The sequence below is a fragment of the Duganella sp. 1224 genome (assembly GCF_013408245.1).
Lineage (GTDB): Bacteria > Pseudomonadota > Gammaproteobacteria > Burkholderiales > Burkholderiaceae_D > Rugamonas.
This window is the reverse complement of sequence record NZ_JACBYS010000001.1, coordinates 364730-389135: the sequence shown is the minus strand read 5'-3', so window position 1 is coordinate 389135 and position 24406 is coordinate 364730. Positions and strand designations below refer to the sequence as shown.

Sequence of the window (24406 nt, the reverse complement as noted above, 5' to 3'; positions counted from 1 at the left end):
TTATGCGTTTCCGTTATCTCTTAAGGCAGCTTGCTGTGTGCTACGTGTGCCAGCAGGTCAGCGACCGAGGTTTGCATCGTGTCGGTGAATGGTGCCGGGTACAGGCCCATGTACAGCGTGGCAACCGCCAGAATGCCCAGCATGAAGAACTCGCGGCCATTCAGGTCGACCAGTTCGGCCACGTGGTGGTTGGTCACTTTGCCGAAGATGACGCGCTTGGCCATCCACAGCGAGTACGCTGCACCCAAGATCAGCGCCGTTGCTGCCAGCAGGCCGATCCAGAAGTTGTACTGGGTGGCGCCCAGGATCACCATGAACTCGCCGACGAAACCGGAGGTCGCTGGCAGGCCGCAGTTGGCCATCGAGAACAGGATGAAGAAGGCGGCGAAACGCGGCATCTTGTTGACCACACCACCGTAGTCGGCGATCTGGCGCGAGTGCGCCTGGTCGTACAGCACGCCGATGCACAGGAACATCGCGCCCGACACGAAGCCGTGCGAGATCATCTGCATGATGGCGCCCTGCACTGCCATGTTGTTGAACACGAAGAAGCCCAGCGTGACAAAGCCCATGTGCGCGATCGACGAGTAGGCGACCAGCTTTTTCATGTCTTTCTGTACCAGCGCCACCAGGCCGATGTAGACCACGGCGATCAGCGACAGCGTGATGACGAAGCCCGACAGGTAGTGCGAGGCGTCCGGCGCGATCGGCAGCGAGAAACGGATGAAACCGTAGGCGCCCAGCTTCAGCATGATCGCGGCCAGCACGGCGGAACCGCCGGTCGGCGCTTCCACGTGCACGTCCGGCAGCCAGGTGTGGACCGGGAACATCGGCACTTTCACGGCAAACGCCATGAAGAAGGCGAAGAAGATGGCGATCTGCTCGGTCATCGTCAGCGGCGCCTTGTGCCAGTACAGGATGTCCCAGCTACCGGTGACCTTGTACAGGTAGATGATGGCAACCAGCGTCAGCAGCGAGCCGAAGAAGGTGTACAGGAAGAACTTGAACGAGGCGTACACGCGGTTCTCGCCGCCCCAGATACCGATGATGATGTACATCGGGATCAGCGTCGCTTCAAAGAAGAAGTAGAACAGCAGGCCGTCGGTGGCGGCGAACACGCCGACCATCAGGCCGGACAGGATCAGGAACGCGCCCATGTACTGGGCCACGCGTTTCTGGATCACCTGCCACGCCGAGATCACCACGATGATGGTGATGAAGGCGGTCAGCGGCACGAACCACAGCGACAGGCCGTCGATGCCCAGCGCGTAGAAGATGTTGAAGCGTTCGATCCACGCCGATTTCTCGACGAACTGCATGCCGTGGGCGGCGTTGTCGAAGTGGGTGATCAGCGGCACGGTGGCGCCGAAGCTGACCAGTGCGCCGACCAGCGACAGCACGCGGGTGAAGCCGGCGTTGCTGTCACGGCCTACCGCCAGCACGATCAGGCCGAAAATAATCGGGAGCCAGATCGAGAGGCTCAGGTACGGAGGTAATGAAGATATTGTTGACATCATGGTTATCGTTATCTCTTTGCGTATCAGCTAATTAAGCGTGCCAAAACGGCAGGAAGTAGACCAGGAACCCCAGGATGCCCAGGATCATCACAAACGCGTAGTGGTAGATGTAACCAGTCTGCGCCAGGCGGGTCAGCGCCGAGAACCAGCCGACGACTTTGGCGCTGCCATTCACCACCAGGCCGTCGATCAGGGTCTTGTCGCCCACGTTCCACAAGCCATTGCCCAGCAGGCGCGCACCGCCGGCGAACACGACTTCGTTGAACTTGTCCATGTAGTACTTGTTGTCCAGCAGCGTATGCAGGGCCTTGAACTTTTCGTAGAACCAGGCCGGCACGCGCGGGTTGATCATGTAGCAGTAGTACGAGAACGCCACGCCGGCAATCGCCAGCCACAGCGGCAGCGAGGTCAGCGAGTGGATCGCCATGGCCACCGGGCCGTGGTATTCCTCTGCCAGCAGTTCCATCGCCTTGTGGTTTTCGCCGATGAAGATCACACCCTTGAAGAAGTCGCCGAACAGCATCGGGCCGATGGCCAGCGCGCCGATGATGACCGATGGGATGGCCAGCGCAACCAGCGGGAACCAGACCACGAACGGCGACTCGTGCGGCTTCTGGCCCGGGGCCAGGCCGTGGTGGCCGTGATCGTCTTCCTCTTCCTCGTGGTGGGCGTCGCTGTCATGGCCGTGGGCGTCGTGCGCCTTGGCGTCATGGGCGTGGTGGTCGTCGTGGCCGTGGGCGTGCGCCTGGCCGAAACGCTCTTTACCGTGGAACACCAGGAAGTACATGCGGAACGAGTAGAACGCGGTCACGAACACACCCGCCAGCACGGCGAAGTTGGCGAAACCGGCGCCCCAGATATGGGTCTCGTGCACCGCTTCGATGATCGAGTCCTTCGAGTAGAAGCCCGAGAAGAACGGCGTGCCGATCAGGGCCAGCGAACCCAGCAGCGAGGTGATCCAGGTGATCGGCATGTACTTGCGCAGGCCGCCCATGTTGCGGATGTCCTGGTCGTGGTGCATGCCGATGATGACCGAGCCGGCGCCCAGGAACAGCAGCGCCTTGAAGAATGCGTGGGTCATCAGGTGGAACACCGCCACCGAGTAGGCCGACGAGCCCAGCGCCACGGTCATGTAGCCCAGCTGCGACAGCGTCGAGTAAGCGACAACGCGCTTGATGTCGTTCTGGATGATGCCCAGGAAGCCCATGAACAGCGCGGTGATCGAACCGATGACCAGGATGAAGCTCAGCGCGGTGTCCGACAGCTCGAACAGCGGCGACATGCGCGACACCATGAAGATGCCGGCGGTAACCATGGTGGCCGCGTGGATCAGCGCGGAAATCGGGGTCGGGCCTTCCATCGAGTCCGGCAGCCACACGTGCAGCGGGAACTGCGCCGATTTACCCATGGCGCCGATGAACAGGCAGATACAGGCCACGGTCAGCAGCATCCAGTCGGTGCCCGGCAGGGTCAGCAGGGCCAGCGCTTCGCGCTTGGCGAACACTTCCTGGTAGTTCATCGAGCCGGCGTAAGCCAGCAGCAGGCCGATGCCCAGGATGAAGCCGAAGTCACCCACACGGTTGACCAGGAAGGCCTTCATGTTGGCGAAAATGGCGGTCGGCCGGGTGTACCAGAAGCCGATCAGCAGATACGACACCAGGCCCACCGCTTCCCAGCCGAAGAACAGCTGCAGGAAGTTGTTGGACATCACCAGCATCAGCATCGAGAAGGTGAACAGCGAGATGTACGAGAAGAAGCGGTTGTAGCCCTCGTCTTCCGCCATGTAGCCGATGGTGTAGATGTGCACCATCAGCGACACGAAGGTCACCACGCACATCATCATCGCCGACAGCGAATCGATCTGGAAGCCGACTTCCATCTTCATGCCGGCCACCGTCATCCAGTTGTAGATGGTGCCGTTGAAGGTCGCGCCGTTGATCACATCATTCAGCGTCATCGCCGAAATGATGAATGCCACCAGCACGCCCAGGATGGTCGCCGCGGTCGCGGTCTTGCGACCGACCACGTTGCCGAAGAATTTCGTTCCCAACAAGCCCGCCACCGCGGCGCCCGCCAGGGGCGCCAGGGGTACGACTAGCAGGAGATTAGGGTTAAGAGTAACCGCCATGATGAACCTTAATCGTTATTTTTCGAGAGGTTTAAATTAGCCCTTCAGGCTGTCCAGGTCTTCCACGTTGATGGTGTCCAGATTACGGAACAGCACCACCAGGATCGCGAGGCCGATTGCCGATTCGGCGGCCGCCACGGTCAGGATGAAGAAGACGAAGATCTGACCTGCCGCATCACCGAGGTAATGCGAGAACGCGATGAAGTTCATATTCACTGCCAGCAGCATCAGTTCGATGGCCATCAGGATGATGATGATGTTCTTGCGGTTCAGGAAAATACCAACGATCGAGATCGCGAACAGGATCGCGCCCAGGACCAGGTAGTGAGCCAGGGATAAAGTCATGGTGCCTCCTTAACTTCGGTTTCGGCCTGGCCGCGGCTGGTGACCGGCGCGATCTTGACGATCTTCAGGCGGTCATTGCGCTTGACGCGGACGGCGTCGGCTGGGTCGAAGTGTTTGGTGTCTTTGCGCTTGCGCAGGGTCAGGGCGACGGCGGCGATGATCGCCACCAGCAGGACCACGGCGGCGATTTCAAAGCCATAGATGTATTTGGTGTAGATCTGGATGCCCAGTTCCTTGGTGCCGCCCAGGCTGGCGACAGGCGCCGGACGCGGGTCGAACGACAGGAACGAGCGCCACAGCACGGCGGCCATTTCCAGCACGATGATGACGCCGACCAACGAGGCTACCGGCAGGTAGCCCCAGAAATTGGCGCGCAGCTTTTCGGTGTCGATGTCCAGCATCATCACCACGAACAGGAACAGCACCATCACGGCGCCGACATAGACCAGCACCAGCACAATGGCCAGGAACTCGGCTTCCAGCAGCAGCCAGATGCCGGCGGCGTTGAAGAACGCCAGCACCAGGAACAGTGCCGCGTGCACCGGATTGCGGGCCGTGATAACGCGCGTCGCGGCCAGCACCATAATGGCCGCGAAGACGTAGAACAAAGCAGTTTTAAATTCCATAACTAACCCAAGAGACGTACAGTTGATTGATCCACCTGCCGGTTGGCTGCCCGTGGCCCCGCCTTGGCGGGGCCGGGACAGCACCGGTTAGCGATACGGAGCGTCCGCTGCGCGGGCCGCGGCGATGTCGTTTTCGTAACGGTCGCCGACGGCCAGCAGCATCTCTTTCGTGTAGTACAGATCGCCGCGTTTCTCGCCGTGGTATTCCAGCACATGCGTTTCCACGATCGAGTCAACCGGGCACGACTCTTCGCAGAAGCCGCAGAAGATGCACTTGGTCAGGTCGATGTCGTAGCGGGTGGTGCGGCGCGAGCCGTCCGCGCGCTGCTCGGATTCGATGGTGATCGCCATCGCCGGGCACACCGCCTCGCACAGTTTGCAGGCGATGCAGCGCTCTTCCCCGTTCGGGTAGCGGCGCAGCGCGTGCAGGCCGCGGAAGCGCGGCGACATGGGCGTCTTCTCTTCCGGGTACTGCACGGTGATCTTGCGCGAGAACATATACTTGCCCGTCAGCGCCATCCCTTTGATCAGCTCGGTCAGCATGAAGCTGCCGATAAAGTCTTTTAAACGTTCCATTGTCTCTATTCCTTACTTCCAGATATTCCAGGAGGTCTGCATCCAGCCGGCGACGAACACCAGGTACACCAGCGTCAGCGGGATGAACACTTTCCAGCCCAGGCGCATGATCTGGTCATAACGGTAGCGCGGGAAGGTACCACGCACCCAGATGAAGACCGACACCAGGAAGAAAGCTTTTACGAACAGCCAGAAGAAGCCGCCGAAGCCACCCCAGAATTCCAGGAAGGCGAATGGCGCCGACCAGCCGCCCAGGAACATGATGGAACCCAGGACTGCGATCAGGATCATGTTGGCGTATTCGGCCAGCATGAACATGGCGTAGGCCATGCCCGAATATTCAACCATGTGGCCGGCCACGATTTCCGATTCGCCTTCGACCACGTCGAACGGGTGACGGTTGCACTCGGCCAGGCCGGAGGTCAGGTAGACCACGAACAGCGGCAGCAGCGGCAGCCAGTTCCACGACAGGAAGTTCAGGCCCTTGTCGGCCATCATGCCCTGCTGCTGGCCGTGCACGATGTCGATGAAGTTCAGCGAACCGGACACCATCAGCACCACCACCAGCACGAAGCCCATGGCGATTTCATACGAAATCATCTGTGCCGAGGCGCGCATCGCGCCCATGAACGAGTATTTCGAGTTCGACGCCCAGCCGGCGATGATGATGCCGTACACCTCCATCGAGGTGATCGCCATCAGCAGCAGCAGGCCGGCGTTGACGTTGGCCAGCACCGCTTCCGGGCCGAACGGCACCACCGCCCAGCACGCCAGCGCCGGCATGATGGTCATGATCGGGCCGATGACGAACAGGCCAGGGTTGGCCTTGGCCGGGGTGATGATCTCCTTGAACAGCAGTTTCAGCGCGTCGGCGATCGGCTGCAGCAGGCCCATCGGCCCGACGCGGTTGGGACCGACGCGGATCTGGATCCAGCCGATGAACTTGCGCTCCCACAGGGTCAGGTAGGCAACCAGACCCATCAGTGGCAGCAGCACGACGATGATGCGGATCAGCGCCCAGATCAGCGGCCAGGCCGGCGCCAGCGGGCTGTTGGCGCCCATGGTGTTGATGGTAGTGACGAATTCAGGCAGAGCCATTATTTCACCTCTCCTGCTTTTTCTACGGTGATAGGACCGAACATGCTGCCCAGTACGGCGGTCGATGCGTGCGCAGCGGCCACGCGCACGGCGTTGGCAGGCAGTTTGGCGTCGACAGCGGCCACCAGGATGGCGCTGCCCGAACCCTGGGTGACCTTGACCTTGTCGCCGTCGGTCACGCCCAGTTGCTGCGCCAGCGCGCCCGACAGGTGCGCTTTCGGCGCGGCGCTGTCGGCCATCTTCTGCAGCGATTCGGCGCGGCGCACGATGGCGTCGGCAAAGTAGATCGGCACGTCGGCGATACGCTCGGTGCCGGAGAAGGTTGGCGCGGCGGCCGCCAGCGGCAGTTTGGACACATTGTTCAGCTTGCCCGAAACGTCGGTCACGCCGGCGCCCAGCACTTCGTCACGCACCGCTTCCGAGGTCTCGTAGTCGAAGCCGGTCAGGCCCAGGATGTTGCCCAGCACGCGCAGCACTTTCCACGCCGGACGGGTTTCCAGCAGCGGCTTGACGGTGGCGTTGAAGCTCTGCGCACGGCCTTCGGCGTTGACGAAGGTGCCCGAGGTTTCGCTGAATGGCGACACCGGCAGCAGCACGTCGGCATAGTCCAGGCCGTGCTTGAACGGCGACAGCACCACCACCATCTCGGCCTTGTGCAGCGCGGCGACGGCGGCTTGCGGATTGTGCGCGTCCAGTGCCGGCTCGGCGTTCAGCAGCACGTAGGCCGATTTGGCTTCGGTGAAGACTGGCGCCTTGCCGGCGTTGGCGTTGGCGACGTAGGCGCCGACGGTGTTGGCGGCCTCGGTCAGGTAGCCCAGCTTGGCGCCGGTCTGTTCGGCGATCCACTGCGCGGCGGCGTGCAGCGCGGCGGCTTGCGGATGTTGTGCGGCAGCGTTACCCAGGAACACGCCCTTGTTCTCGCCCGACAGCAGCGAGGCGGCGATGGCGGTGGCGGCGTCCGATGGCTGTACGCTGTCGAAGCCGGCCGGCGCGGCCACTTCCTTGGCCTTGGCCACGGCGGCCACCACTTGCGACAGCGCCGACAGCCAGTCCGACGGCGCGGCGATGATCTTGTTGGCGACGTTCATCAGCAGGTCGTCGTCGGTCGCGTGCAGGATCGACAGCTTGGCGCCGCCCTTCACTGCCGTGCGCAGACGGGTGGCCAGCAGCGGGTGATCCTTGCGCAGGAACGAGCCGATCACGAAGGCGCGGTTCAGCGCGCCGAATTCGGTGATCGACATGCCCAGCCACGGGGTCACGTCCAGCGAGAAATCGCTCTGGCGCAGACGGGTGTCGACGCTGTCCGAGCCCAGGCCGCGCACGACTTTTTGCAGCAGGTGCAGTTCTTCCAGCGTCGAGTGCGGCGTGGCCACGGCGGCGATGGCGTTGGCGCCATGCTCGTGCTTGATGTTCTTCAGGCCGTGCGCGACGTATTCCAGCGCGGTCTGCCAGTCGACTTCCTTCCACTCGCCGCCCTGCTTCAGCATCGGCTGGGTCAGGCGGTCGGTGGTGTCCAGGCCTTCGTACGAGAAGCGGTCCTTGTCGGAAATCCAGCATTCGTTGACCGCTTCGTTTTCCAGCGGCAGCACGCGCTTGACCTTGCCGCCCTTGACCTGCACGATCAGGTTGGCGCCCAGGCCGTCGTGCGGCGATACCGATTTACGGCGCGACAGTTCCCAGGTGCGGGCGCTGTAGCGGAACGGCTTCGACGTCAGCGCGCCCACCGGGCACAGGTCGATCATGTTGCCGGACATTTCCGAGTTGACGGTCTGGCCGACGAAGGCGGTAATTTCGGAATGTTCGCCGCGGCCGATCATGCCCAGCTCCATCACGCCGGCCACTTCCTGGCCGAAACGCACGCAGCGGGTGCACTGGATGCAGCGCGCCATTTCCTGCATCGACACCAGCGGGCCGGCATCTTTCGGCGTGACCACGCGCTTGTCTTCCTCGTAGCGCGATTCGCCCTTGCCGTAGCCCACGGCCAAGTCTTGCAGCTGGCATTCGCCGCCCTGATCGCAGATCGGGCAGTCCAGCGGGTGATTGATCAGCAGGAATTCCATCACCGACTTCTGGGCCTGCACGGCCTTGTCGGAGTGCGAACGCACCACCATGCCGGCCGAGACCGGGGTAGCGCACGCTGGCAAAGGCTTCGGCGCCTTTTCCACTTCGACGAGGCACATGCGGCAGTTCGCAGCGATCGACAATTTCTTGTGATAGCAGAAGTGCGGAATGTAGGTTCCCAATTTGTTGGCGGCGTCCATCACCATGCTACCAGCAGGGACTTCGACTTTTTTGCCGTCTATTTCGATTTCAACCATGGTGATCGTTACCTGACGCAGCTTAGATGTAAGCGGGCACTAAGCAATGCTTGTGCTCGATGTGATATTCAAATTCTTCGCGGAATTGCTTGATGAACGCGCGCATCGGCATCGCCGCCGCGTCGCCCAGCGCGCAAATCGTGCGGCCCTGGATGTTGTCGCAAACCGAGTTCAACACGTCCAGGTCCGACGGGCGGCCCTGGCCGTTTTCGATACGGTGGATCATGCGGTACATCCAGCCCGTACCTTCGCGGCATGGGGTGCACTGGCCGCACGACTCTTCAAAGTAGAAGTACGCCAGACGCTCCATCGCCTTGACCATGCAGCGCGTTTCGTCCATGACGATGACCGCGCCCGACCCCAGCATCGACCCCGCCTTGGCGATCGAATCGTAGTCCAGGTCGGTTTCCATCATGATCTCGCCGCGGATCACCGGGGCCGACGAGCCGCCAGGGATGACCGCCTTGATTTTTTTACCGCCGCGCATGCCGCCCGCCAGTTCCAGCAGCTTGGCGAACGGGGTGCCCAGCGGCACCTCGTAGTTGCCCGGACGCTCGACGTCGCCGGAGATCGAGAAGATCTTCGAGCCGCCGTTGTTCGGCTTGCCGATGGCCAGGTATTTTTCCGGGCCCATGTTCAGGATGAACGGCACCGCCGCGAAGGTTTCGGTGTTGTTGATGGTGGTCGGCTTGCCGTACAGGCCGAACGAGGCCGGGAACGGCGGCTTGAAGCGCGGCTGGCCCTTCTTGCCTTCCAGCGATTCCAGCAGCGCGGTTTCCTCGCCGCAGATGTAGGCGCCATAGCCGTGGTGCGCGTGCAACTGGAAGCTGAACTCGCTGCCGAGGATCTTGTCGCCCAGGAAGCCGGCGGCGCGCGCCTCTTCCAGCGCTTCTTCAAAGCGGGTGTAAACCTCGAAGATCTCGCCGTGGATGTAGTTGTAGCCGACCGTGATGCCCATGGCGTAAGCGCCAATGGCCATGCCTTCGATCAGCGCGTGCGGGTTGTAGCGCAGGATGTCGCGGTCCTTGAAAGTGCCCGGTTCGCCCTCATCTGAGTTGCATACCAGGTACTTCTGGCCAGGGAACTGGCGCGGCATGAAGCTCCACTTCAGACCGGTCGGGAAACCGGCGCCGCCGCGGCCGCGCAGCGACGAGGCCTTGAGGTCGGCGATGATCTGCTCCGGGGCGATTTTTTCTTCCAGGATGCGGCGCAGTGCGCTGTAGCCGCCGCGTTTGACGTAGTCTTCCAGGTGCCAGTTGTCGCCGTCGAGGCCGGCGAGAATGACTGGATCGATGTGACGGTTGTGGAGTGACGTCATTTCTTGAGTTCCTCCACCAGGGAGTCGATTTTATCGTTGGTCATGAAGCTGCACATGCGGTGATTGTTCACCAGCAGCACCGGCGCGTCGCCGCAGGCGCCCATGCACTCGCCTTCCATCAGCGTGAACTCGCCGTCGGCCGTGGTGTCACGGTAGTCGATGCCCAGCTTCTGCTTCAGGTGGTGCGCCGCGCGCTCGCCGCCCGACAGGGCGCAAGGCAGGTTGGTGCACACGGTGATCTTGTGCTTGCCGACCGGCTTCAGGTTGTACATATTGTAGAAGGTGGCCACTTCCTGCACGGCGATGGCCGGCATGCGGATGTAGTCGGCCAGTTCCTGCATCACGTCGGGCGACACCCAGCCCAGCTCGACCTGGGCGTGCGCCAGCGCGGCCATCACGGCCGATTGGCGCTGATCGTCTGGGTATTTGGCCAGCTCGCGATCGATTTTTTTATAGCACTGCTCAGATAACAACATACTTTTGCCTCTCGCACTTAGCGGTCAATACTGCCGAACACGATGTCCTGCGTGCCGATAATGGTCACGGCATCGGCAATCATGTGGCCACGCGCCATTTCGTCCAGCGACTGCAGGTGGGCGTAGTCGGGCGCGCGCAGTTTCACGCGGTATGGCTTGTTGGCGCCGTCGGACATCAGGTAGACGCCGAACTCGCCTTTCGGGTGTTCCACCGCGCAGTAAGCCTCGCCCGGCGGCACGTGGAAGCCCTCGGTGAACAGCTTGAAGTGGTGGATCAGCGATTCCATGTTGGTCTTCATGTCGACACGGCCCGGTGGCGCCACCTTGCGGTTGCTGGTCATGACCGGCCCCGGGTTGTTGCGCAGCCATTCGACGCACTGCTTGATGATGCGGTTCGACTGGCGCAGTTCTTCCACGCGCACCAGGTAGCGGTCGTAGCAGTCGCCGTTGGTGCCGATCGGGATGTCGAAATCCATCAGGTCGTACACTTCGTACGGCTGGTGCTTGCGCAGGTCCCACTGGATGCCCGAGCCGCGCAGCATGGCGCCGGTGAAGCCCATCGCCTTGGCGTCTTCCGGCGACACCACGCCGATGCCGACGGTACGCTGTTTCCAGATACGGTTGTCGGTCAGCAGGGTTTCGTATTCGTCGACATAGGTCGGGAAGCGGCTGGTGAAGGCCTCGATGAAGTCCAGCATCGAGCCCTGGCGGTCCTTGTTCAGGTTGTCGATGGCTTTTTGCGAGCGGATGATCGACGGCTTGTGCTGCGGCATCGCATCCGGCAGGTCGCGGTAGACGCCGCCCGGACGGTAGTAGGCCGCGTGCATGCGCGCGCCCGACACCGCCTCGTAGCAGTCGAACAGGTCTTCGCGGTCGCGGAAGCAGTACAGGAACGGGCCCATGGCGCCGACGTCCAGCGCGTGCGCGCCCAGCCACATCAGGTGGTTCAGGATGCGGGTGATCTCGTCGAACATCACGCGGATGTACTGGGCGCGCAGCGGCACCTCGATGCCCAGCAGCTTCTCGATCGCCATCACGTAGGCGTGCTCGTTGCACATCATCGACACGTAGTCCAGGCGGTCCATGTACGGCACCGACTGCAGGTAGGTCTTTTGCTCGGCCAGCTTCTCGGTGCCGCGGTGCAGCAGGCCGATGTGCGGGTCGGCGCGCTGGATCACTTCGCCGTCCAGCTCCAGCACCAGGCGCAGCACGCCGTGCGCGGCCGGGTGTTGCGGGCCAAAGTTCAGGGTGTAGTTCTTAATCTCAGCCATTATTTAATCCCGTAGTTTTCTTCGCGGATCACACGCGGCACGTTTTCACGCGGCTCGATGGTGACCGGCTGGTAGACCACGCGCTTCTGTTCCGGGTCGTAGCGCATTTCGACGTAGCCCGACACCGGGAAGTCCTTGCGGAACGGGTGGCCGATGAAGCCGTAGTCGGTCAGGATGCGGCGCAGGTCGTTGTGGTTCTCGAACAGGATGCCGAACATGTCGAACGCTTCGCGCTCGTACCAGTTCATGGCGCGCCACAGCGGGGTGATCGACTGCAGCAGCGGCATGTCGTCGTCCGGGCAGAACACGCGCACGCGCACGCGCCAGTTGTGCTGCACCGACAGCAGGTGCACCACGGCGGCAAAGCGCTGGCCGTCCCAGGCGCCGTCGCCGTAGTTCAGGTAGTCGATGCCGCACAGGTCGATGGCGGTGTCGAAGCCGAGCGACTGGTCGTCGCGCAGCGTCTGCATCACGCCGTAGTAGTCGGCGGCCTTGACGGTCAGCGTGATCTCGCCCAGCGCGACCACGGTAGTAACGCGATCGCCCAGGGCGGTGCCGAGGGCGGTTTGCAGTTGTTCCAGATGAGTAGTCATGTTTTTGTAGCGCCCCCGTTAGCGTGCGATCGTGTTGGTGCGCTTGATCTTGTTCTGCAGCTGCATGATGCCGTACAGCAGCGCCTCAGCGGTCGGCGGGCAGCCCGGGACGTAGACGTCGACCGGCACGATGCGGTCGCAACCGCGCACCACCGAGTAGGAGTAGTGATAGTAGCCGCCGCCGTTGGCGCACGAGCCCATCGAGATGACCCAGCGCGGCTCCGGCATCTGGTCGTAAACCTTGCGCAGCGCCGGCGCCATCTTGTTGCACAGCGTGCCGGCCACGATCATCACGTCGGACTGACGTGGCGACGGACGGAACACCACGCCGAAGCGGTCCATGTCGTAACGGGCCGCGCCCACGTGCATCATTTCGACTGCGCAGCAAGCCAGACCGAACGTCATCGGGAACATCGAACCCGTGCGCGCCCAGTTGATCAGCTTGTCAGCCGAGGTGGTGATGAAACCTTCGTTTAATACGCCTTCAATAGCCATGGCTTATTCCCAATCAAGGGCACCTTTCTTCCAGATGTACCAGAAACCGACCACGAATTCGGCGATGAAGACCATCATCGTGACGAAGCCTTGCCAGCCGAGTTCGCGCATGGATACGCCCCACGGGAAGAAGAACGCCGTTTCCAGATCGAACAAAATAAAGAGAATCGCGACGAGGTAGTAACGCACGTCGAACTTCATGCGCGCGTCTTCGAACGCCTCGAAGCCGCATTCATACGGGGACAGCTTTGCAGCGTCAGGTTTTTTCGGACCGAGAATGTGGCCCAGCACTTGGGGAGCGATGCCTACGCCGAGACCGACGAGGATGAACAACAGGACGGGAAGATAGTTTTCGAGGTTCACGATTGATGAGCTTATGTTGAACGATCAGTTTAAAGGACACATCGCGGTGCTCTGCGGTGCGCTTACGTTCGCCCCAATCGTAAAACTGCTCAGACCAGGATCGAACGACACATCCTCGTAAAAAAGCCAGCTTGGTACACCCTTGCTGGCCTATGTTCTGGTGCCGACGACGAGACTCGAACTCGTACAGCTTGCGCCACTACCCCCTCAAGATAGCGTGTCTACCAATTTCACCACGTCGGCATAAGGCCGTTATTTTACTTCCTTTTCACGCGGTTGTTAATCCGTAATTGCGTTAAAACAAGAAGAAAAACGATAAATCTTTAACTATTTTGCCGCACAAAAGCACTTCGCCACAATACTGCTAAAACTATGTGCAAACAACTTAAAAAATTATCAACTGCGCCTAATTAACTACACAATTATATTACTTTGGGATGGAGTTTGCAGGCGCCGGTGTTGCAGGCGCGGCGGCTGGTGCGGACGCGGCCGGTGCGGTCGGGGTTGCCGGAATCGCATTGACCGGTGCCGAGGCGGCCGGGGCGGCCGGCGCCGGCGCGGTGGCGGCCGGCAGCTTGTCCATCACGCCGCCGCTGACATTGTTGGTCTGGTGGGTGGTGATGTAGGACAGCGCCAGCGTCGAGCTGAAGAAGATGGCGGCGGCCAGGCCGGTCGACTTCGACATGAAGTTCGAGGAGCCGGTGGCGCCGAACAGGCTACCCGACGCGCCCGAGCCGAAGGCCGCGCCCATGTCGGCGCCTTTGCCGTGCTGCAGCAGCACCAGACCGATAATGGCGAGGGCCGAAATGACCTGCACGATGATAACCAGATTGAACAAGGAGCCCATGTTATTCCATTCCAAATTAAAAGTTTTGTATCGTTTTGTTTCTACCGCTTTTACTGCCGCGCCGCGCGCTTAAACCGCCTGAATAATCCCGAGAAAATCAGTCGCCTTTAAAGCCGCCCCGCCAATCAGGCCGCCGTCGATATCGGGCTGCGCCATCAATTCTTTCGCATTCTCCGGCTTCATGCTGCCGCCGTACAGGATCTGCACGGTGGCGGCCGCCGCCGCGTTCTTGTCCGCCAGGCAGTTGCGCAGGAAGCGGTGCGCGTCCTGGGCGATCTGCGGCGTGGCGGTCTGGCCGGTGCCGATGGCCCATACCGGCTCGTAGGCCAGCACCATCTTCGCCACGTCCTCGGCCGCGATCACCTCCAGCACCGCCCGCAACTGGGCGCAGATCACGTCCTCCGTCTGCCCCGCCTCGCGCTGCGCCAGCGATTCGCCGACGCACACCACCGGCCTCAGGCCGGCGGCCAGCGCCGCCACGGTTTTTTGCGCCACCAGTTCGTCGCTCTCGTGGTGGTAGGCGCGCCGCTCGGAGTGGCCGCACAGCACATAACTGGCGCCAAAGTCCAGCAGCATCGCCGCCGACACCTCGCCGGTGTAGGCGCCGCAGGCGTGGACGGACAGGTCCTGGCCGCCCCAGCGCACCGGCGTTCCCGCCAGCTCGGCCTGGCACTGGGCCAGGTAAGGCGCCGGCACGCACACCGCGCAATCCGCCCCAAAATCGTTGAGGCCGGCCACGATGCCGGACAACAGTGCCGTGTTGGCGGCGCGGCTGCCGTTCATTTTCCAGTTGCCGATAACGAGTTTGTGACGCATAGCTAGCCCAAAGATTAATAACTCGCCATTGTACCGCGCCCAAAAAGGCAGGGTCAAACAGGCAAAGCGTATCCCCGGCTAGCAAAAACCGTAAATTTACTACGCATTTTACAACGAAAAGCCCATTCAGATCACTTGCAACATGATTTTTCCCACATGCGAGCTGCTCTCCATGAGCGCGTGGGCGGCGGCCGCCTGCTCCAGCGGGAAGACGGTGTGGATCACCGGCTTGATCTTGCGCTCGGCCAGCATCGGCCACACGCGTTCCTTCAATTTTTTGGCGATGGCGCCCTTGAACTCGGCCGAGCGCGGGCGCAGCGTCGAGCCGGTGACGGTCAGCCGGCGGCGCAGCACCTGGCCCATGTCCAGCGTGCCCTTGGCGCCGCCCAGGGTGGCGATGATGGCGATGCGGCCATCGTCCGCCAGGCAGGACAGCTCGCGCGGCAGGTAGTCGCCGGCCACCATGTCGAGGATGACGTCGACGCCGCGGTCGTTGGTCAGCGACTTGACCACGGTGGCGAAATCCTCGGTTTTATAGTTGATGCCGCGCTCGGCGCCGAGCTTCATGCAGGCCGCCACCTTGTCGTCCGAGCCGGCGGTGGCAAACACACGGTGGCCCATCGCCGACGCCAGCTGGATGGCGGTGACGCCGATGCCGGAGCTGCCGCCCTGCACCAACAAGGTCTCGCCGCCGGCCAGATGGGCGCGGTCAAACACGTTGCTCCAGACTGTGAAGTAATTTTCCGGAATCGTTGCCGCTTCGAGCATCGACCAGCCCTTCGGGACCGGTAAAACCTGCTGTATTGGTGCAACAACGTACTCGGCATAGCCGCCGCCCTGCACCAAAGCGCAGACGTGGTCGCCGATATCGAGGGTGGTGTAGTCGAGATCGCCGTCGACGATTTCACCGGCCACTTCCAGGCCGGGGATGTCGGACGCGCCCGGCGGCGGCGCGTAATTGCCCTGGCGCTGGAACACGTCCGGGCGGTTGACGCCGGCCACGTGGACCTTGATCAGCACCTCGCCGGCTTTGACCACCGGCATCTGGCGTTCGCACAGTTTCAGGACATCGGCCGGGCCGGGCTGGGTGATTTCGATTGCGCGCATGGGGGAGCCTTTCTCAGAAAGGGCAATTTTACCCCGCACGGCGCTCCGCTGCGGGGTCTGACCCCGTACGGGGTCAGACCCCTCTGTCGCTGAGGGGTGTCAGCCGCCGCCGGTGCGCGACTTCTGCGGTAAGGGGGTGTTCGGCTTCCAGGCCGCCGACAACGCCTGCCCTTCTTCGATCTGCTCCTGCGTCATGGTCCGCATCACCTGCCCGCGCTGCTCAGCGGCGTTGGCCGAACCGCCGGCCGCCGCCAGGTTCCACAACATATAGGCAATCACGTTATCCTGCGGCACCCCGCCCATGTGATACCGGTACATCAGCCCCAGCACCTGCTGCGCCTGCACATGCCCCTGCTCGGCCGCCTTGCGGAACCATGCCACCGCCTGCTTGTGATCCTGGATCACCGCGTTGCCGGTGTAATACATGGCGCCCACCACGTACTGCGCGTCAGCCTTGCCCTTGAGGGCCGCCTTGCGGTGCCACTCCAGCGCCGCCTTGTAGTCCTGCGGCACGCCGCGCCCCATGTAGTACATCAGCCCCAACAGATGCTCGGCATCGGCATTGCCGGCCTGCGCCAGCGGCCGGATCTCCTTCAGCGCCGCCGCATAGTTCTTGGCGTTGTACGCGGTCGCCCCCTCGGCGAATCCGGCCATCGCGGCTGCGGGCCAGCCCAGAGCGATCACCATTGCTAGTATGAATTTGTTCATATCGCGTTATATCTATGGGTGTGGTTACTTCCAGCTGACCTTGCCCAGACCGTCGACGCTGACGTCGCGGTTCAGCGGCTTGCCATACACAATGACCGATCCCAGGCCGCTCAGGTTCAGCGTGGCGTTGGTCTTGGCGGTCACGGTGGCGTTGCCCAGGCCGCTCAGGTCGATGTTGACCGAATCGGCCTGGAACTGCTGCGCGTTGAGGCCGCCGACGCCGCCCAGATTGGCCTTCAGCAGCTTGCTGCGCCCGCCCAGCGTGATGTAGCCGGCGCCGCGCAGGTCGAGGTCCGCCTCGTCGTTCTGGCTGAGCCACAGATTCATGCTGCCGACGCCGCCCAGGTTGGCCTTGAGCGCGCGGTAATCGCCCACCAGCTTCATGCTGCCGGCGCCGTCCATCGTCAGCTCCAGCTTGTCGCCGCTGAAGCCGTTGATGTCGGTCGAGCCAACGCCCTCCGACACCACTTCGCGCAGGTTGGGCAGCACCAGCTCGGCGCGGGTGGTGCCGCGCCCCACCTTGATGCCGCGCCCCTCGGTTTCCAGGTGCAAGGTGTCGCCCGATTGCGACGCCGTCAGCTTGTCCATGTAGCGCTTTTCGCCGGTGATCTTGAGCGACGGCGTCTCGCCCTGGCGCAGCTTGAGATCGATGACCCCGTCCACCTTGACGCGCACCACGCGGGCGTCGATCGTGATCACACGCGTCTCGGTGACCTCGTCAGCGGCACTGGCGCGACCAAACAAGGCGCAGAACGCGGCAAACAGCAGGCCGACCTGGAAAAGCTTATTCATTGTGGAATTCCTCAGAGGTTGTTGCAGCTATCATAATCATAAAGCGCGCCACCGCGCCACCGACGCGGAATGCGACGAACTGCACAAAACGGCGACTGGACGACAATATCCGGGGATGGGAGGCGCGTCAGAGCTTGATATAGATTTTCCTGCGGTCGAGCGCGTAGCCGACCAGCCAGCAGCCCAGCATATAGGTGACCGCCCACAGCAGCGTGCCGTTGCGCGCGCCGGCCCAGGGGCGGAACAGGTGCTGGTAGACCCAGTCAAACACCGACAGCCCGCCGATCTGGTTGATGAAGAATAGTGTGGCCAGCAGCTCGCTGAACAAATAGATAAACAGGGTATTGCGCCCGAAGACCTCGAAGAAATAGGTCCAGCCGCGCCGCCCGCGCAGGTCGATCACGTACAGCAGCACCGACAGCGCGCCGAGGTCGATGGCGATGGTGACCAGCGTATAGGAACTGGTCCACAGCTTTTTATTCAGCGGGAACACGCTGCTCCAGCTCAGGCCCAGCGCCGCCAGCACGGCGCCGGCCAGCAGCAGCCTGGCGATCGTCTCGTAGCTGGCGCCGAGCCGGCGCACCAGCCGTCCGGCGAAATACCCGGCCAGCACGTTGACGATGGCCGGCAGCGTGCTGAGGATGCCCTCCGGATCGAAGGCGATGCCTTCGCCATGGTACATATGCGCCTCGCCCAGCAGCAGCAGGTCCAGCTTGCGCTGCGCGTTACCCTCCAGCGTGTCATCGCCGAACGCCGCCATCAGCGCCCAGTAGCCCAACAGCGCCAGCACCGAGAACGCCAGCGCGCCCTTCTCGCCGCTGTAGTGCAGGATCAGCGAGGCCGCGCAGTAACCCAGCGCGATGCGCTGCAGGACGCCGAACACGCGCGTGCCGGAGAACGGCATCAGCGACACGCCGTGGTCAAAGCTGAAGAACGGGAACCAGTACATCAGAAAGCCGCACAGGAAGATCAGCGCCGTGCGGGTGAAGATTTTCCTCAGCACCGCTGCCTCGCCCATGCCCTCGTACTTCTCCAGCGTGAATGCCAGCGCCGTGCCCACCACGAACATAAAGGTCGGGAACACCAGGTCGGTCAGCGTCAGTCCATGCCAGGCGGCGTGCAGGAAGGGAGCGTAGGCGGTTTCCGGCGTGCCGGGCATGTTCACCATGATCATCAGCGCGACCGTGAGGCCGCGCAGCACGTCGATGGCTTGCGAACGTTGCTGCGATATGTTCATTCAGCCTTCCTCAAGGATTGTCGATGCGGGACACCAGGCCCGCGCGGCCGTTGCGGTCAAAGGCCGCTACCTGGATCACGCCCTTGTCCGCGATGGCGCCCGCCACCAGCTTGCTGTTGGCGGTAGGTGTGCTGCCGTCGCTGGTGTAGCGCAGCGTGATCCCCGGCAGCACGTGGTTGACCAGTACCCGCCCGCCGTCCAGCATCAGGCCCGGTGGCGCGATACGGTACATGACGCCGGTCTTTTCCAGGTCGAGGCGCGGCAGCACGCGCTGGCCCAGCGCGTTGACGAAGCCCGACCACGCGGCGCGATGCAGCGCGGTGGCCTTGGCGGCGTCGTTCTCGGTGGCCCATGCTGGATCGGGCGCCCAGGCCCGCTCGGCCACCGCCAGCAGGCGCGGCATGACCAGGTAATCGATGCGCGACGGGTCGCGTATCGTCTCGGTGAACAGCGTCGCCTCCATGCCGCGCACGTGGCGCTTGCCGTAATCGGTCAGGCTGTCCTTGCCAATCAGCGGCGGATTGGCGTTCTTCATGTAGTCCAGCGGGATGAAGTCGTACACCGTGTCCAGCTCCACGTAGGCGCCCCAGTTGACGCCCGGCTCCTCGGGATTGGGATTGTGCGACATGTCCATGTACATCTTGGTCACCGGCGCCAGCACCACGTCGTAGCCGGCGTTGGCCAGGCGGTAGGCCAGGTCCTCCGCGCCCTCGGTGTTGTTCCAGACGTAGGCGCTGAAGCCGCGCTGGGTGAACAGGGGATTGGGTATCAGCTTGCTTTGGCCGCGCAGCGTGGTGACGCGGCCGGCCAGCTCCTCCCAGCCGGAGGCGAACAGGCCGTGCTTCTTCAGCATGCCGTCCACGCGGTCGTAGAAGTAGTCCCACAGGTCGGCGGTGGATTCCAGGTGCTTCTCGCGCATCAGCGCCAGGCTGGCCGGCGACTTTTCCCATGCGCCGCGCGGCAGTTCGTCGCCGCCGACGTGAATGGTGCGCAGCGGCGCGCCGGCCTCCCGGTGCATGGCGACGATCTGGGTGATGACGTGGTCGATGAAGGTGTAGCTGGACTCCAGGCCGGGATTGATCACATGGTCGGTGTACAGCTGCGGCGACTTGTATTCCGATTTGTCGTCCGGATCGCTCAGCAGATAGTTGGCGGCGCCCGGCTTGCCGGCGGCTTTCAGGCGCTGGTAGCGCGCTTCCATGGCCTTGACGGCGGCGCGCGCGTGGCCGGGCATTTCCACTTCGGGAATGACCTCGATGTGGCGCGCGGCGGCGTAGCGCAGGATCTCGATGTAGTCGGCCCGGGTGTAGTAGCCGGAGCCGCTCGGGTCGTTCGGATCTGGGCCGGAGCCGTAGGCCGGTTGCAGCCGCACACCCGGCCTGGCGCTGTGGCCGCGTACCGCGCCGATGCTGGTCAGTTCCGGCAGGCCGGGGATCTCCAGGCGCCAGCCTTCATCCTCGGTCAGGTGGAAGTGGAATGCATTCAGCTTGTAGCGCGCCATCAGGTCCAGCCACTTGAACACCGTTTCCTTGGTGTGGAAGTTGCGGCCGACGTCGAGCTGGAAACCGCGGTAGCCAAAGCGCGGCGCGTCGACGATCTGCAGTTGCGGCAGGTCGACGCCATTTGGGGCGGCGCCCGGCAGCGGCAGCAAGTCGCGCAGCGATTGCAGGCCATACGCCACGCCGGCCGCGCTGTTGCCGACGATGGCGATGCCGTTGTCGTCGATCGTCAGCGCGTACGCTTCCGGCGAGGATTGGCCCGGCACCTTGCCGGTGCTCAGCCGCAATTGCGGCGCGGCGGACGCGGCACCCGGCGCCGCAACACCCGGTGCCGCAGCGCCATCCCGCGCACTCCGCACCGGTGCGGCGGCGCCGAACAGCGAGCGCGCCAGCGCAGCCTCGTTGCCGAGCGATGCCGGCGCCACGATGGCTGGCGCAACGGGCAGGCGCAGCGTGCCGCTGCCGCGCCACAGCGACAGCGGCGTTGGCAGCACCATCGGCAGCGCGTCCGCCGGCAGCAAATCAGCGCTGGTGTTGCGGCGATAGGTATCCTGCGGCGTCACCACCGGCTTGGCGCCGCTGTTGCCCTTGTCCAGCTGCTCCGGCCGCGTCACCGGCAACAGTTCGTAGTCCGCAATGGCCTGTCCGACATCCGGCGCCGCGTCATACACCAGGTACGGTCCCACCGGCGCCTTGGCCAGCTTGATCACCAAGTCCGGATGAACGTAATCGATATTCAGCGTCTGTCCCGGCGCCACGCCGGCAAACCCCGGCGCCGGACGAATGCGAAACAGATTGCCCGCCACCTGTTCCAACACCAGATTGCCCGACAGCGGCCCGGTTGCCACGCCCTCCATCCAGTTCAGGTACAGCGACCAGCCCCGCGCCGGCAGCGGCCGCGTGTCCAGATTCCGCAGGATCAGGCGCGCCTGCGTGCTGCCGCCCGGCGCGCTGTCGCTGAACACATTGCGCACCAACTCCCACCGCAGCTTGATGCTGGCGCCGCGCGCCACGCCGGCCAACGCGCCCCGATCCGCCACCGGCTGCGACGTTGCCGCCTGCGGCCACGCCGGGCCGCCGGCCATCAACATCAGCGCCAGCACAACGCTCCTGTATTGAATCTGCATATCCGTCCTGTTAAAAGTGGCCGCCGCCAAACCGTGGGCTTGCCATATTACTATGACTGCGCACGGCCAGCGGCTTTACTGCGCACCAGATCGAGCCAGGCGCGCGCCGCGAACGACAGGTGGCCGCCGCGCCGCCAGGCCAGCATCAGCTTCCAGTCCAGCGCCGGCTGTTCCAGCCGCACCACCGTGAAGCGGCCCTTTTCCAGCGTGTCACAGAACACCTTGGGCAGCAGCGTGACGCCCACGCCCAGTCGCACCAGCGAGGCGACGAAATCCCACTGGCCACTGCGGCCACTGATGCGCGGCGTGAAACCGGCGCGCAGGCAGGCGTCGGCCATCACCTCGTTCAGCGCGAAGCCTTCGCCGTAGAAGATGAACGCGCAGTCGGCCAGCTCGCCCAGCTTGACGCCGCGCCGGCCGCGCCAGGGCGAATCCCTGGGCGCCAGCAGGCAAATGGGCGATGTGAGCAGCGGGAAGGACTCGAACTCCTGCCATACGGCGGCGTTGGACGGGTAGTCCAGCATCGTTCCCATCTCCAGCGCGCCGCTGCGCAGGTCCGCCTCGATGCCCTGCGAACCGCCTTCGAACAGCTTGAGCTCTATCTGCGGATAACGCTGGTGATACGCCGCCAGCAGCGGCGCCAGCGAGGCATGCGACTGCTGGGTGACGCCGATGCGCAGGTCGCCGCGCCGCAGCTGCTGCAGGTCCTGCAGCTCCACGCCCATCTCTTCATGCATGGCCAGCAGCGCCCGGCCGCGCTGCAGCACCACGTTGCCGGCGTCGGTCAGCGTGAAGCGCTTGCCCACGCGCTCCAGCAGCGTGAGGTCGAGCGACTGCTCCAGCTGCTGGATCATCTTGCTGACCGTCGGCTGCGTCACGTACAGCGCCTCGGCGGCGCGGCTGAAGCTCTGGTGGTCGACGACAGCGACGAAATAGCGCAGCGCGCGGATGTCCATGATCTATTCCAATTCAGAATGATTTTAATAATTTTAATTCATTTTATCTTTTATCCGCCAACACCTAGAATGGCAATATGAAACGAATTGTCTACACACTGATGCAGGTCCTGGGGCTGATCGCGGCGTGGTATGCGGCCGACCGCTTCTCGTCCTGGGTCGGACTGCCCTTTTCCGGGGGCGTGGTTGGCCTGATCATCATGGTCGTCCTGCTGCAAAGCGGCGTGCTGCGGCCGGCCGTCATTGAGCACGGCGCGGACTGGCTGCTGTCGAACATGCTGCTGTTTTTCATTCCGCTGGTGGTGTCGGTGGTGCAGTTCACCGGCCTGCTGAAGGAGGACGGGCTGCGGCTGTTTGCGGCCATCGGCATCGGCTTCACCTGCGTAATGCTGGCCACGGCATTCACCGTCGAATGGGTATGCCGCTTTGAGCGGGGACGCAAGCTGCGCCGCCTGCGCGCGGAGCGTGCCGCGTGAAGCCGCTGCTGTTCCTGCTGCTGACACTGGGCCTGTTCTATGCGAATCAGGCGCTGCACAAGCGTTATCCGCGCGTCTGGCTGACGCCCGCCATTGCCACGTCGGCGGTGCTGATCGCGGTGGTGCAGCTGTCGTCCACGCCCTTCCCCGTCTACTTCGGCGATACGCGCTGGCTATCGTGGCTGCTCGGCCCGGCGACGGTGGCGTTTGCGCTGCCGATCTATCAGTACCGCGACCTGGTGAAGGAGCACTGGCTGGCGCTGTCGCTGGGCAGCGTGGCCGGCATCGTCGCCTCGCTGGGCAGCACGCTGCTGCTGGACCGCGTGCTTGGCCTGCACGGCAGCCTGGCGCAAAGCCTGCTGGCGCGCTCGGTGTCCACGCCGTTTGCGCTGGAAGCCACGCGCCACCTGGGCGGCTCTGCGCAACTGACCGGCGTCTTTGTCATCATCACCGGCTTGTTCGGCATCCTGCTGGGACAAGTGCTGCTGGCGCGCCTACCGCTGCGCATGCGCATCGCGCGCGGTGCGCCGTACGGCGCGGCGGCGCACGGTTTCGGCTTGAGCAAGGCGCGCGCCATCGGCCCGCAGGAAGGCGCGGTCGCCAGCCTCACCATGATCTTCAGCGGCGTGCTGATGGTGCTGCTGGCGCCGTGGCTGGGCCACATCCTCACCAGCGCATGACCGCCTTCACCTGCGGCAGCAGGTCGTTGGCGATGCTGGTGTTCTGTTCGCGCGTGGGGTGGGCATTCTTTTCATCGCCCGGATAGCCGGTCGACCTGATCGCGTGGACGCGCTGATCGCCGACACGGCGTACCGTGTCCTCGATATAGCTGCGCAACGCCGCCTGTTTTTCCCCATGCAGCATGCCGCCCTCCGTCAACATGATTTGCGCCTGCGGATGGTCCTTCAGCAGTGTGCGCAGCAGCGACACGTAGGCCGTCACATACTGCTCGCGCTCCGGAATGCCTGGCGTCATGTCGTTGGTGCCGATGGCGATGAGGATGGCGTCCGGCCGGTAGTTGCGCTGGTCCCAGGGCACGGCGGAGGGCTGGGTGGGCAGCGCCATGCCATAGTAGTCCGCCAGGTTGAGGTCATTGGTCTTGCCTTCCCAGGTGCGGATCAGGCCTCGGCCGCCGTAGCACACCAGTTGCACTTGCGCGTTGAGCTGGCGCGCCAACACCATGCCGTAAGACACGCGCGGATTGCCCGATGCCGCGCCTTTGTCGTCGCCCGGCACCCGGTCGATCACCGCGCCACAGGTGATGGAGTCGCCCAGGATCAGCAGCTTGCGCGCGGGTAGCTGCGTGGCGGCGCGCCAGGTGCCGTCGGTGTCGAAATTCAGCAGGCTGGCGGTGCCCTGCCAGGTTTCCGTGCGGTTGACGACTTCCACCGTGTGCGGTCCTGGCGCCAGCCCTTCGGCCAGCGCCAGCGTCTGGCGCCCTTCGGCAAGATGCACTTTGCGGGCCGCGCCGTCGACGATTACGTCCAGGTAGCTGAACGCTCCGCTGGCCTCGGCGTTTGCGCTCAGGCGCGTACCTTCAAAGTTCACGTAGAAGGTCACGCCGGGGTAGCTGAAACGCACGGCGCCACGCTCGGCAAGCTGCGTGCGCCCCATGATCGTCACGTGCGGATCGCTGGCCGGCATGGTGGCGGCGCCCGCGATCCCGGCCGCGGCGGCCGCCGCGGCCAGCAAGGCTATGGCAAATGCGCGCATCATG

General features: G+C 63.5%; 24 protein-coding genes and 1 tRNA gene. 2 read left to right on the top strand and 23 right to left on the bottom strand.

The window, feature by feature from the left end:
* Positions 1-20: 20 nt before the first annotated feature.
* The 22 genes from FHW58_RS01760 to FHW58_RS01655 all read right to left on the bottom strand — a co-directional run bounded on the left by FHW58_RS01760 (position 21) and on the right by FHW58_RS01655 (position 22213).
* Entirely contained in the window at positions 21-1517 is a 1497-nt protein-coding gene (locus tag FHW58_RS01760; RefSeq protein WP_179671370.1) for an NADH-quinone oxidoreductase subunit M, read from the bottom strand.
* Positions 1518-1548: 31 nt separating this feature from the next.
* Positions 1549-3645, bottom strand: a complete 2097-nt coding sequence (gene nuoL / locus FHW58_RS01755) for an NADH-quinone oxidoreductase subunit L (protein WP_179671369.1) — start codon at positions 3643-3645, stop codon at positions 1549-1551.
* Positions 3646-3681: 36 nt separating this feature from the next.
* Positions 3682-3990: an NADH-quinone oxidoreductase subunit NuoK gene (gene nuoK / locus FHW58_RS01750; protein ID WP_110848930.1), complete on the bottom strand. Its 309-nt coding sequence runs from the start codon at positions 3988-3990 to the stop codon at positions 3682-3684.
* The gene (locus FHW58_RS01745; protein WP_179671368.1) at positions 3987-4616 is read right to left on the bottom strand and encodes an NADH-quinone oxidoreductase subunit J; all 630 of its coding nucleotides are present in this window, start codon (positions 4614-4616) and stop codon (positions 3987-3989) included. The genes nuoK and FHW58_RS01745 overlap by 4 nt, the downstream gene beginning before the upstream one ends.
* Before the next feature lie 87 nt (positions 4617-4703).
* On the bottom strand, positions 4704-5192 hold the full coding sequence (nuoI, locus tag FHW58_RS01740) for an NADH-quinone oxidoreductase subunit NuoI (protein ID WP_154360378.1): 489 nt from the start codon (positions 5190-5192) through the stop codon (positions 4704-4706).
* A gap of 12 nt (positions 5193-5204) precedes the next feature.
* Positions 5205-6290: an NADH-quinone oxidoreductase subunit NuoH gene (gene nuoH, locus FHW58_RS01735; RefSeq protein ID WP_179671367.1), complete on the bottom strand. Its 1086-nt coding sequence runs from the start codon at positions 6288-6290 to the stop codon at positions 5205-5207.
* Positions 6290-8608: an NADH-quinone oxidoreductase subunit NuoG gene (gene nuoG / locus FHW58_RS01730; protein ID WP_179671366.1), complete on the bottom strand. Its 2319-nt coding sequence runs from the start codon at positions 8606-8608 to the stop codon at positions 6290-6292. Before nuoG ends, nuoH begins: the two co-directional genes overlap by 1 nt.
* Positions 8609-8630: 22 nt before the next feature.
* Positions 8631-9926: an NADH-quinone oxidoreductase subunit NuoF gene (gene nuoF / locus FHW58_RS01725; protein WP_179671365.1), complete on the bottom strand. Its 1296-nt coding sequence runs from the start codon at positions 9924-9926 to the stop codon at positions 8631-8633.
* On the bottom strand, positions 9923-10402 hold the full coding sequence (nuoE, locus tag FHW58_RS01720) for an NADH-quinone oxidoreductase subunit NuoE (protein ID WP_176644771.1): 480 nt from the start codon (positions 10400-10402) through the stop codon (positions 9923-9925). Before nuoE ends, nuoF begins: the two co-directional genes overlap by 4 nt.
* A gap of 17 nt (positions 10403-10419) precedes the next feature.
* Complete coding sequence (locus tag FHW58_RS01715) at positions 10420-11673, bottom strand: NADH-quinone oxidoreductase subunit D (protein ID WP_179671364.1); 1254 nt, start codon at positions 11671-11673, stop codon at positions 10420-10422.
* The gene (locus FHW58_RS01710) at positions 11673-12266 is read right to left on the bottom strand and encodes an NADH-quinone oxidoreductase subunit C (RefSeq protein WP_179671363.1); all 594 of its coding nucleotides are present in this window, start codon (positions 12264-12266) and stop codon (positions 11673-11675) included. The genes FHW58_RS01715 and FHW58_RS01710 overlap by 1 nt, the downstream gene beginning before the upstream one ends.
* Positions 12267-12284: 18 nt before the next feature.
* The gene (locus FHW58_RS01705) at positions 12285-12761 is read right to left on the bottom strand and encodes an NADH-quinone oxidoreductase subunit B family protein (RefSeq protein WP_008450353.1); all 477 of its coding nucleotides are present in this window, start codon (positions 12759-12761) and stop codon (positions 12285-12287) included.
* Between the two features lie 3 nt (positions 12762-12764).
* A complete protein-coding gene (locus tag FHW58_RS01700) occupies positions 12765-13124 on the bottom strand; it encodes an NADH-quinone oxidoreductase subunit A (protein WP_072780614.1) in 360 nt (119 codons plus the stop codon).
* A 158-nt stretch (positions 13125-13282) separates the two neighbouring features.
* A tRNA-Leu gene (locus tag FHW58_RS01695) sits at positions 13283-13367 on the bottom strand.
* A gap of 184 nt (positions 13368-13551) precedes the next feature.
* Positions 13552-13971 (bottom strand): preprotein translocase subunit SecG, encoded by a 420-nt coding sequence (secG, locus tag FHW58_RS01690; RefSeq protein WP_179671362.1) that lies wholly within the window; start codon positions 13969-13971, stop codon positions 13552-13554.
* Between the two features lie 69 nt (positions 13972-14040).
* Positions 14041-14787 (bottom strand): triose-phosphate isomerase, encoded by a 747-nt coding sequence (gene tpiA / locus FHW58_RS01685; protein ID WP_179671361.1) that lies wholly within the window; start codon positions 14785-14787, stop codon positions 14041-14043.
* A 126-nt stretch (positions 14788-14913) separates the two neighbouring features.
* A complete protein-coding gene (locus FHW58_RS01680) occupies positions 14914-15894 on the bottom strand; it encodes an NAD(P)H-quinone oxidoreductase (protein ID WP_179671360.1) in 981 nt (326 codons plus the stop codon).
* A gap of 99 nt (positions 15895-15993) precedes the next feature.
* Positions 15994-16602 (bottom strand): tetratricopeptide repeat protein, encoded by a 609-nt coding sequence (locus tag FHW58_RS01675; protein ID WP_179671359.1) that lies wholly within the window; start codon positions 16600-16602, stop codon positions 15994-15996.
* Positions 16603-16626: 24 nt separating this feature from the next.
* Positions 16627-17394 (bottom strand): GIN domain-containing protein, encoded by a 768-nt coding sequence (locus FHW58_RS01670; RefSeq protein WP_179671358.1) that lies wholly within the window; start codon positions 17392-17394, stop codon positions 16627-16629.
* A 127-nt stretch (positions 17395-17521) separates the two neighbouring features.
* A complete protein-coding gene (locus FHW58_RS01665) occupies positions 17522-18631 on the bottom strand; it encodes an acyltransferase family protein (RefSeq protein ID WP_179671357.1) in 1110 nt (369 codons plus the stop codon).
* 10 nt (positions 18632-18641) lie between these two features.
* Positions 18642-21257 (bottom strand): family 20 glycosylhydrolase, encoded by a 2616-nt coding sequence (locus FHW58_RS01660; RefSeq protein WP_179671356.1) that lies wholly within the window; start codon positions 21255-21257, stop codon positions 18642-18644.
* A gap of 50 nt (positions 21258-21307) precedes the next feature.
* Complete coding sequence (locus tag FHW58_RS01655; protein ID WP_179671355.1) at positions 21308-22213, bottom strand: LysR substrate-binding domain-containing protein; 906 nt, start codon at positions 22211-22213, stop codon at positions 21308-21310.
* A 77-nt stretch (positions 22214-22290) separates the two neighbouring features.
* Here FHW58_RS01655 and FHW58_RS01650 point away from each other — a divergent pair, with 77 nt between their 5' ends.
* Both FHW58_RS01650 and FHW58_RS01645 read left to right on the top strand, forming a co-directional pair.
* Positions 22291-22689, top strand: a complete 399-nt coding sequence (locus FHW58_RS01650) for a CidA/LrgA family protein (RefSeq protein WP_179671354.1) — start codon at positions 22291-22293, stop codon at positions 22687-22689.
* Positions 22686-23369: an LrgB family protein gene (locus FHW58_RS01645; protein WP_179671353.1), complete on the top strand. Its 684-nt coding sequence runs from the start codon at positions 22686-22688 to the stop codon at positions 23367-23369. Before FHW58_RS01650 ends, FHW58_RS01645 begins: the two co-directional genes overlap by 4 nt.
* Here FHW58_RS01645 and axe2C read toward each other — a convergent pair.
* Positions 23356-24405 carry a bifunctional acetylxylan esterase/glucomannan deacetylase AxeC2 gene (axe2C, locus tag FHW58_RS01640; protein ID WP_179671352.1) on the bottom strand — a complete coding sequence of 350 codons (1050 nt, stop codon included), beginning with the start codon at positions 24403-24405 and terminating at the stop codon, positions 23356-23358. The two genes, FHW58_RS01645 and axe2C, sit on opposite strands and share 14 nt — an antisense overlap.
* Position 24406: the final 1 nt, after the last annotated feature.

Excerpts from the sequence above, each read along its gene's own strand:
- FHW58_RS01760 (WP_179671370.1), bottom strand. The coding sequence starts at position 1,517 with ATGATGTCAACAATATCTTCATTACCTCCGTACCTGAGCCTCTCGATC.
- nuoL (WP_179671369.1), bottom strand. The coding sequence starts at position 3,645 with ATGGCGGTTACTCTTAACCCTAATCTCCTGCTAGTCGTACCCCTGGCG.
- nuoK (WP_110848930.1), bottom strand. The coding sequence starts at position 3,990 with ATGACTTTATCCCTGGCTCACTACCTGGTCCTGGGCGCGATCCTGTTC.
- FHW58_RS01745 (WP_179671368.1), bottom strand. The coding sequence starts at position 4,616 with ATGGAATTTAAAACTGCTTTGTTCTACGTCTTCGCGGCCATTATGGTG.
- nuoI (WP_154360378.1), bottom strand. The coding sequence starts at position 5,192 with ATGGAACGTTTAAAAGACTTTATCGGCAGCTTCATGCTGACCGAGCTG.
- nuoH (WP_179671367.1), bottom strand. The coding sequence starts at position 6,290 with ATGGCTCTGCCTGAATTCGTCACTACCATCAACACCATGGGCGCCAAC.
- nuoG (WP_179671366.1), bottom strand. The coding sequence starts at position 8,608 with ATGGTTGAAATCGAAATAGACGGCAAAAAAGTCGAAGTCCCTGCTGGT.
- nuoF (WP_179671365.1), bottom strand. The coding sequence starts at position 9,926 with ATGACGTCACTCCACAACCGTCACATCGATCCAGTCATTCTCGCCGGC.
- nuoE (WP_176644771.1), bottom strand. The coding sequence starts at position 10,402 with ATGTTGTTATCTGAGCAGTGCTATAAAAAAATCGATCGCGAGCTGGCC.
- FHW58_RS01715 (WP_179671364.1), bottom strand. The coding sequence starts at position 11,673 with ATGGCTGAGATTAAGAACTACACCCTGAACTTTGGCCCGCAACACCCG.
- FHW58_RS01710 (WP_179671363.1), bottom strand. The coding sequence starts at position 12,266 with ATGACTACTCATCTGGAACAACTGCAAACCGCCCTCGGCACCGCCCTG.
- FHW58_RS01705 (WP_008450353.1), bottom strand. The coding sequence starts at position 12,761 with ATGGCTATTGAAGGCGTATTAAACGAAGGTTTCATCACCACCTCGGCT.
- secG (WP_179671362.1), bottom strand. The coding sequence starts at position 13,971 with ATGGGCTCCTTGTTCAATCTGGTTATCATCGTGCAGGTCATTTCGGCC.
- tpiA (WP_179671361.1), bottom strand. The coding sequence starts at position 14,787 with ATGCGTCACAAACTCGTTATCGGCAACTGGAAAATGAACGGCAGCCGC.
- FHW58_RS01680 (WP_179671360.1), bottom strand. The coding sequence starts at position 15,894 with ATGCGCGCAATCGAAATCACCCAGCCCGGCCCGGCCGATGTCCTGAAA.
- FHW58_RS01675 (WP_179671359.1), bottom strand. The coding sequence starts at position 16,602 with ATGAACAAATTCATACTAGCAATGGTGATCGCTCTGGGCTGGCCCGCA.
- FHW58_RS01670 (WP_179671358.1), bottom strand. The coding sequence starts at position 17,394 with ATGAATAAGCTTTTCCAGGTCGGCCTGCTGTTTGCCGCGTTCTGCGCC.
- FHW58_RS01665 (WP_179671357.1), bottom strand. The coding sequence starts at position 18,631 with ATGAACATATCGCAGCAACGTTCGCAAGCCATCGACGTGCTGCGCGGC.
- FHW58_RS01660 (WP_179671356.1), bottom strand. The coding sequence starts at position 21,257 with ATGCAGATTCAATACAGGAGCGTTGTGCTGGCGCTGATGTTGATGGCC.
- FHW58_RS01655 (WP_179671355.1), bottom strand. The coding sequence starts at position 22,213 with ATGGACATCCGCGCGCTGCGCTATTTCGTCGCTGTCGTCGACCACCAG.
- FHW58_RS01650 (WP_179671354.1), top strand. The coding sequence starts at position 22,291 with ATGAAACGAATTGTCTACACACTGATGCAGGTCCTGGGGCTGATCGCG.
- axe2C (WP_179671352.1), bottom strand. The coding sequence starts at position 24,405 with ATGATGCGCGCATTTGCCATAGCCTTGCTGGCCGCGGCGGCCGCCGCG.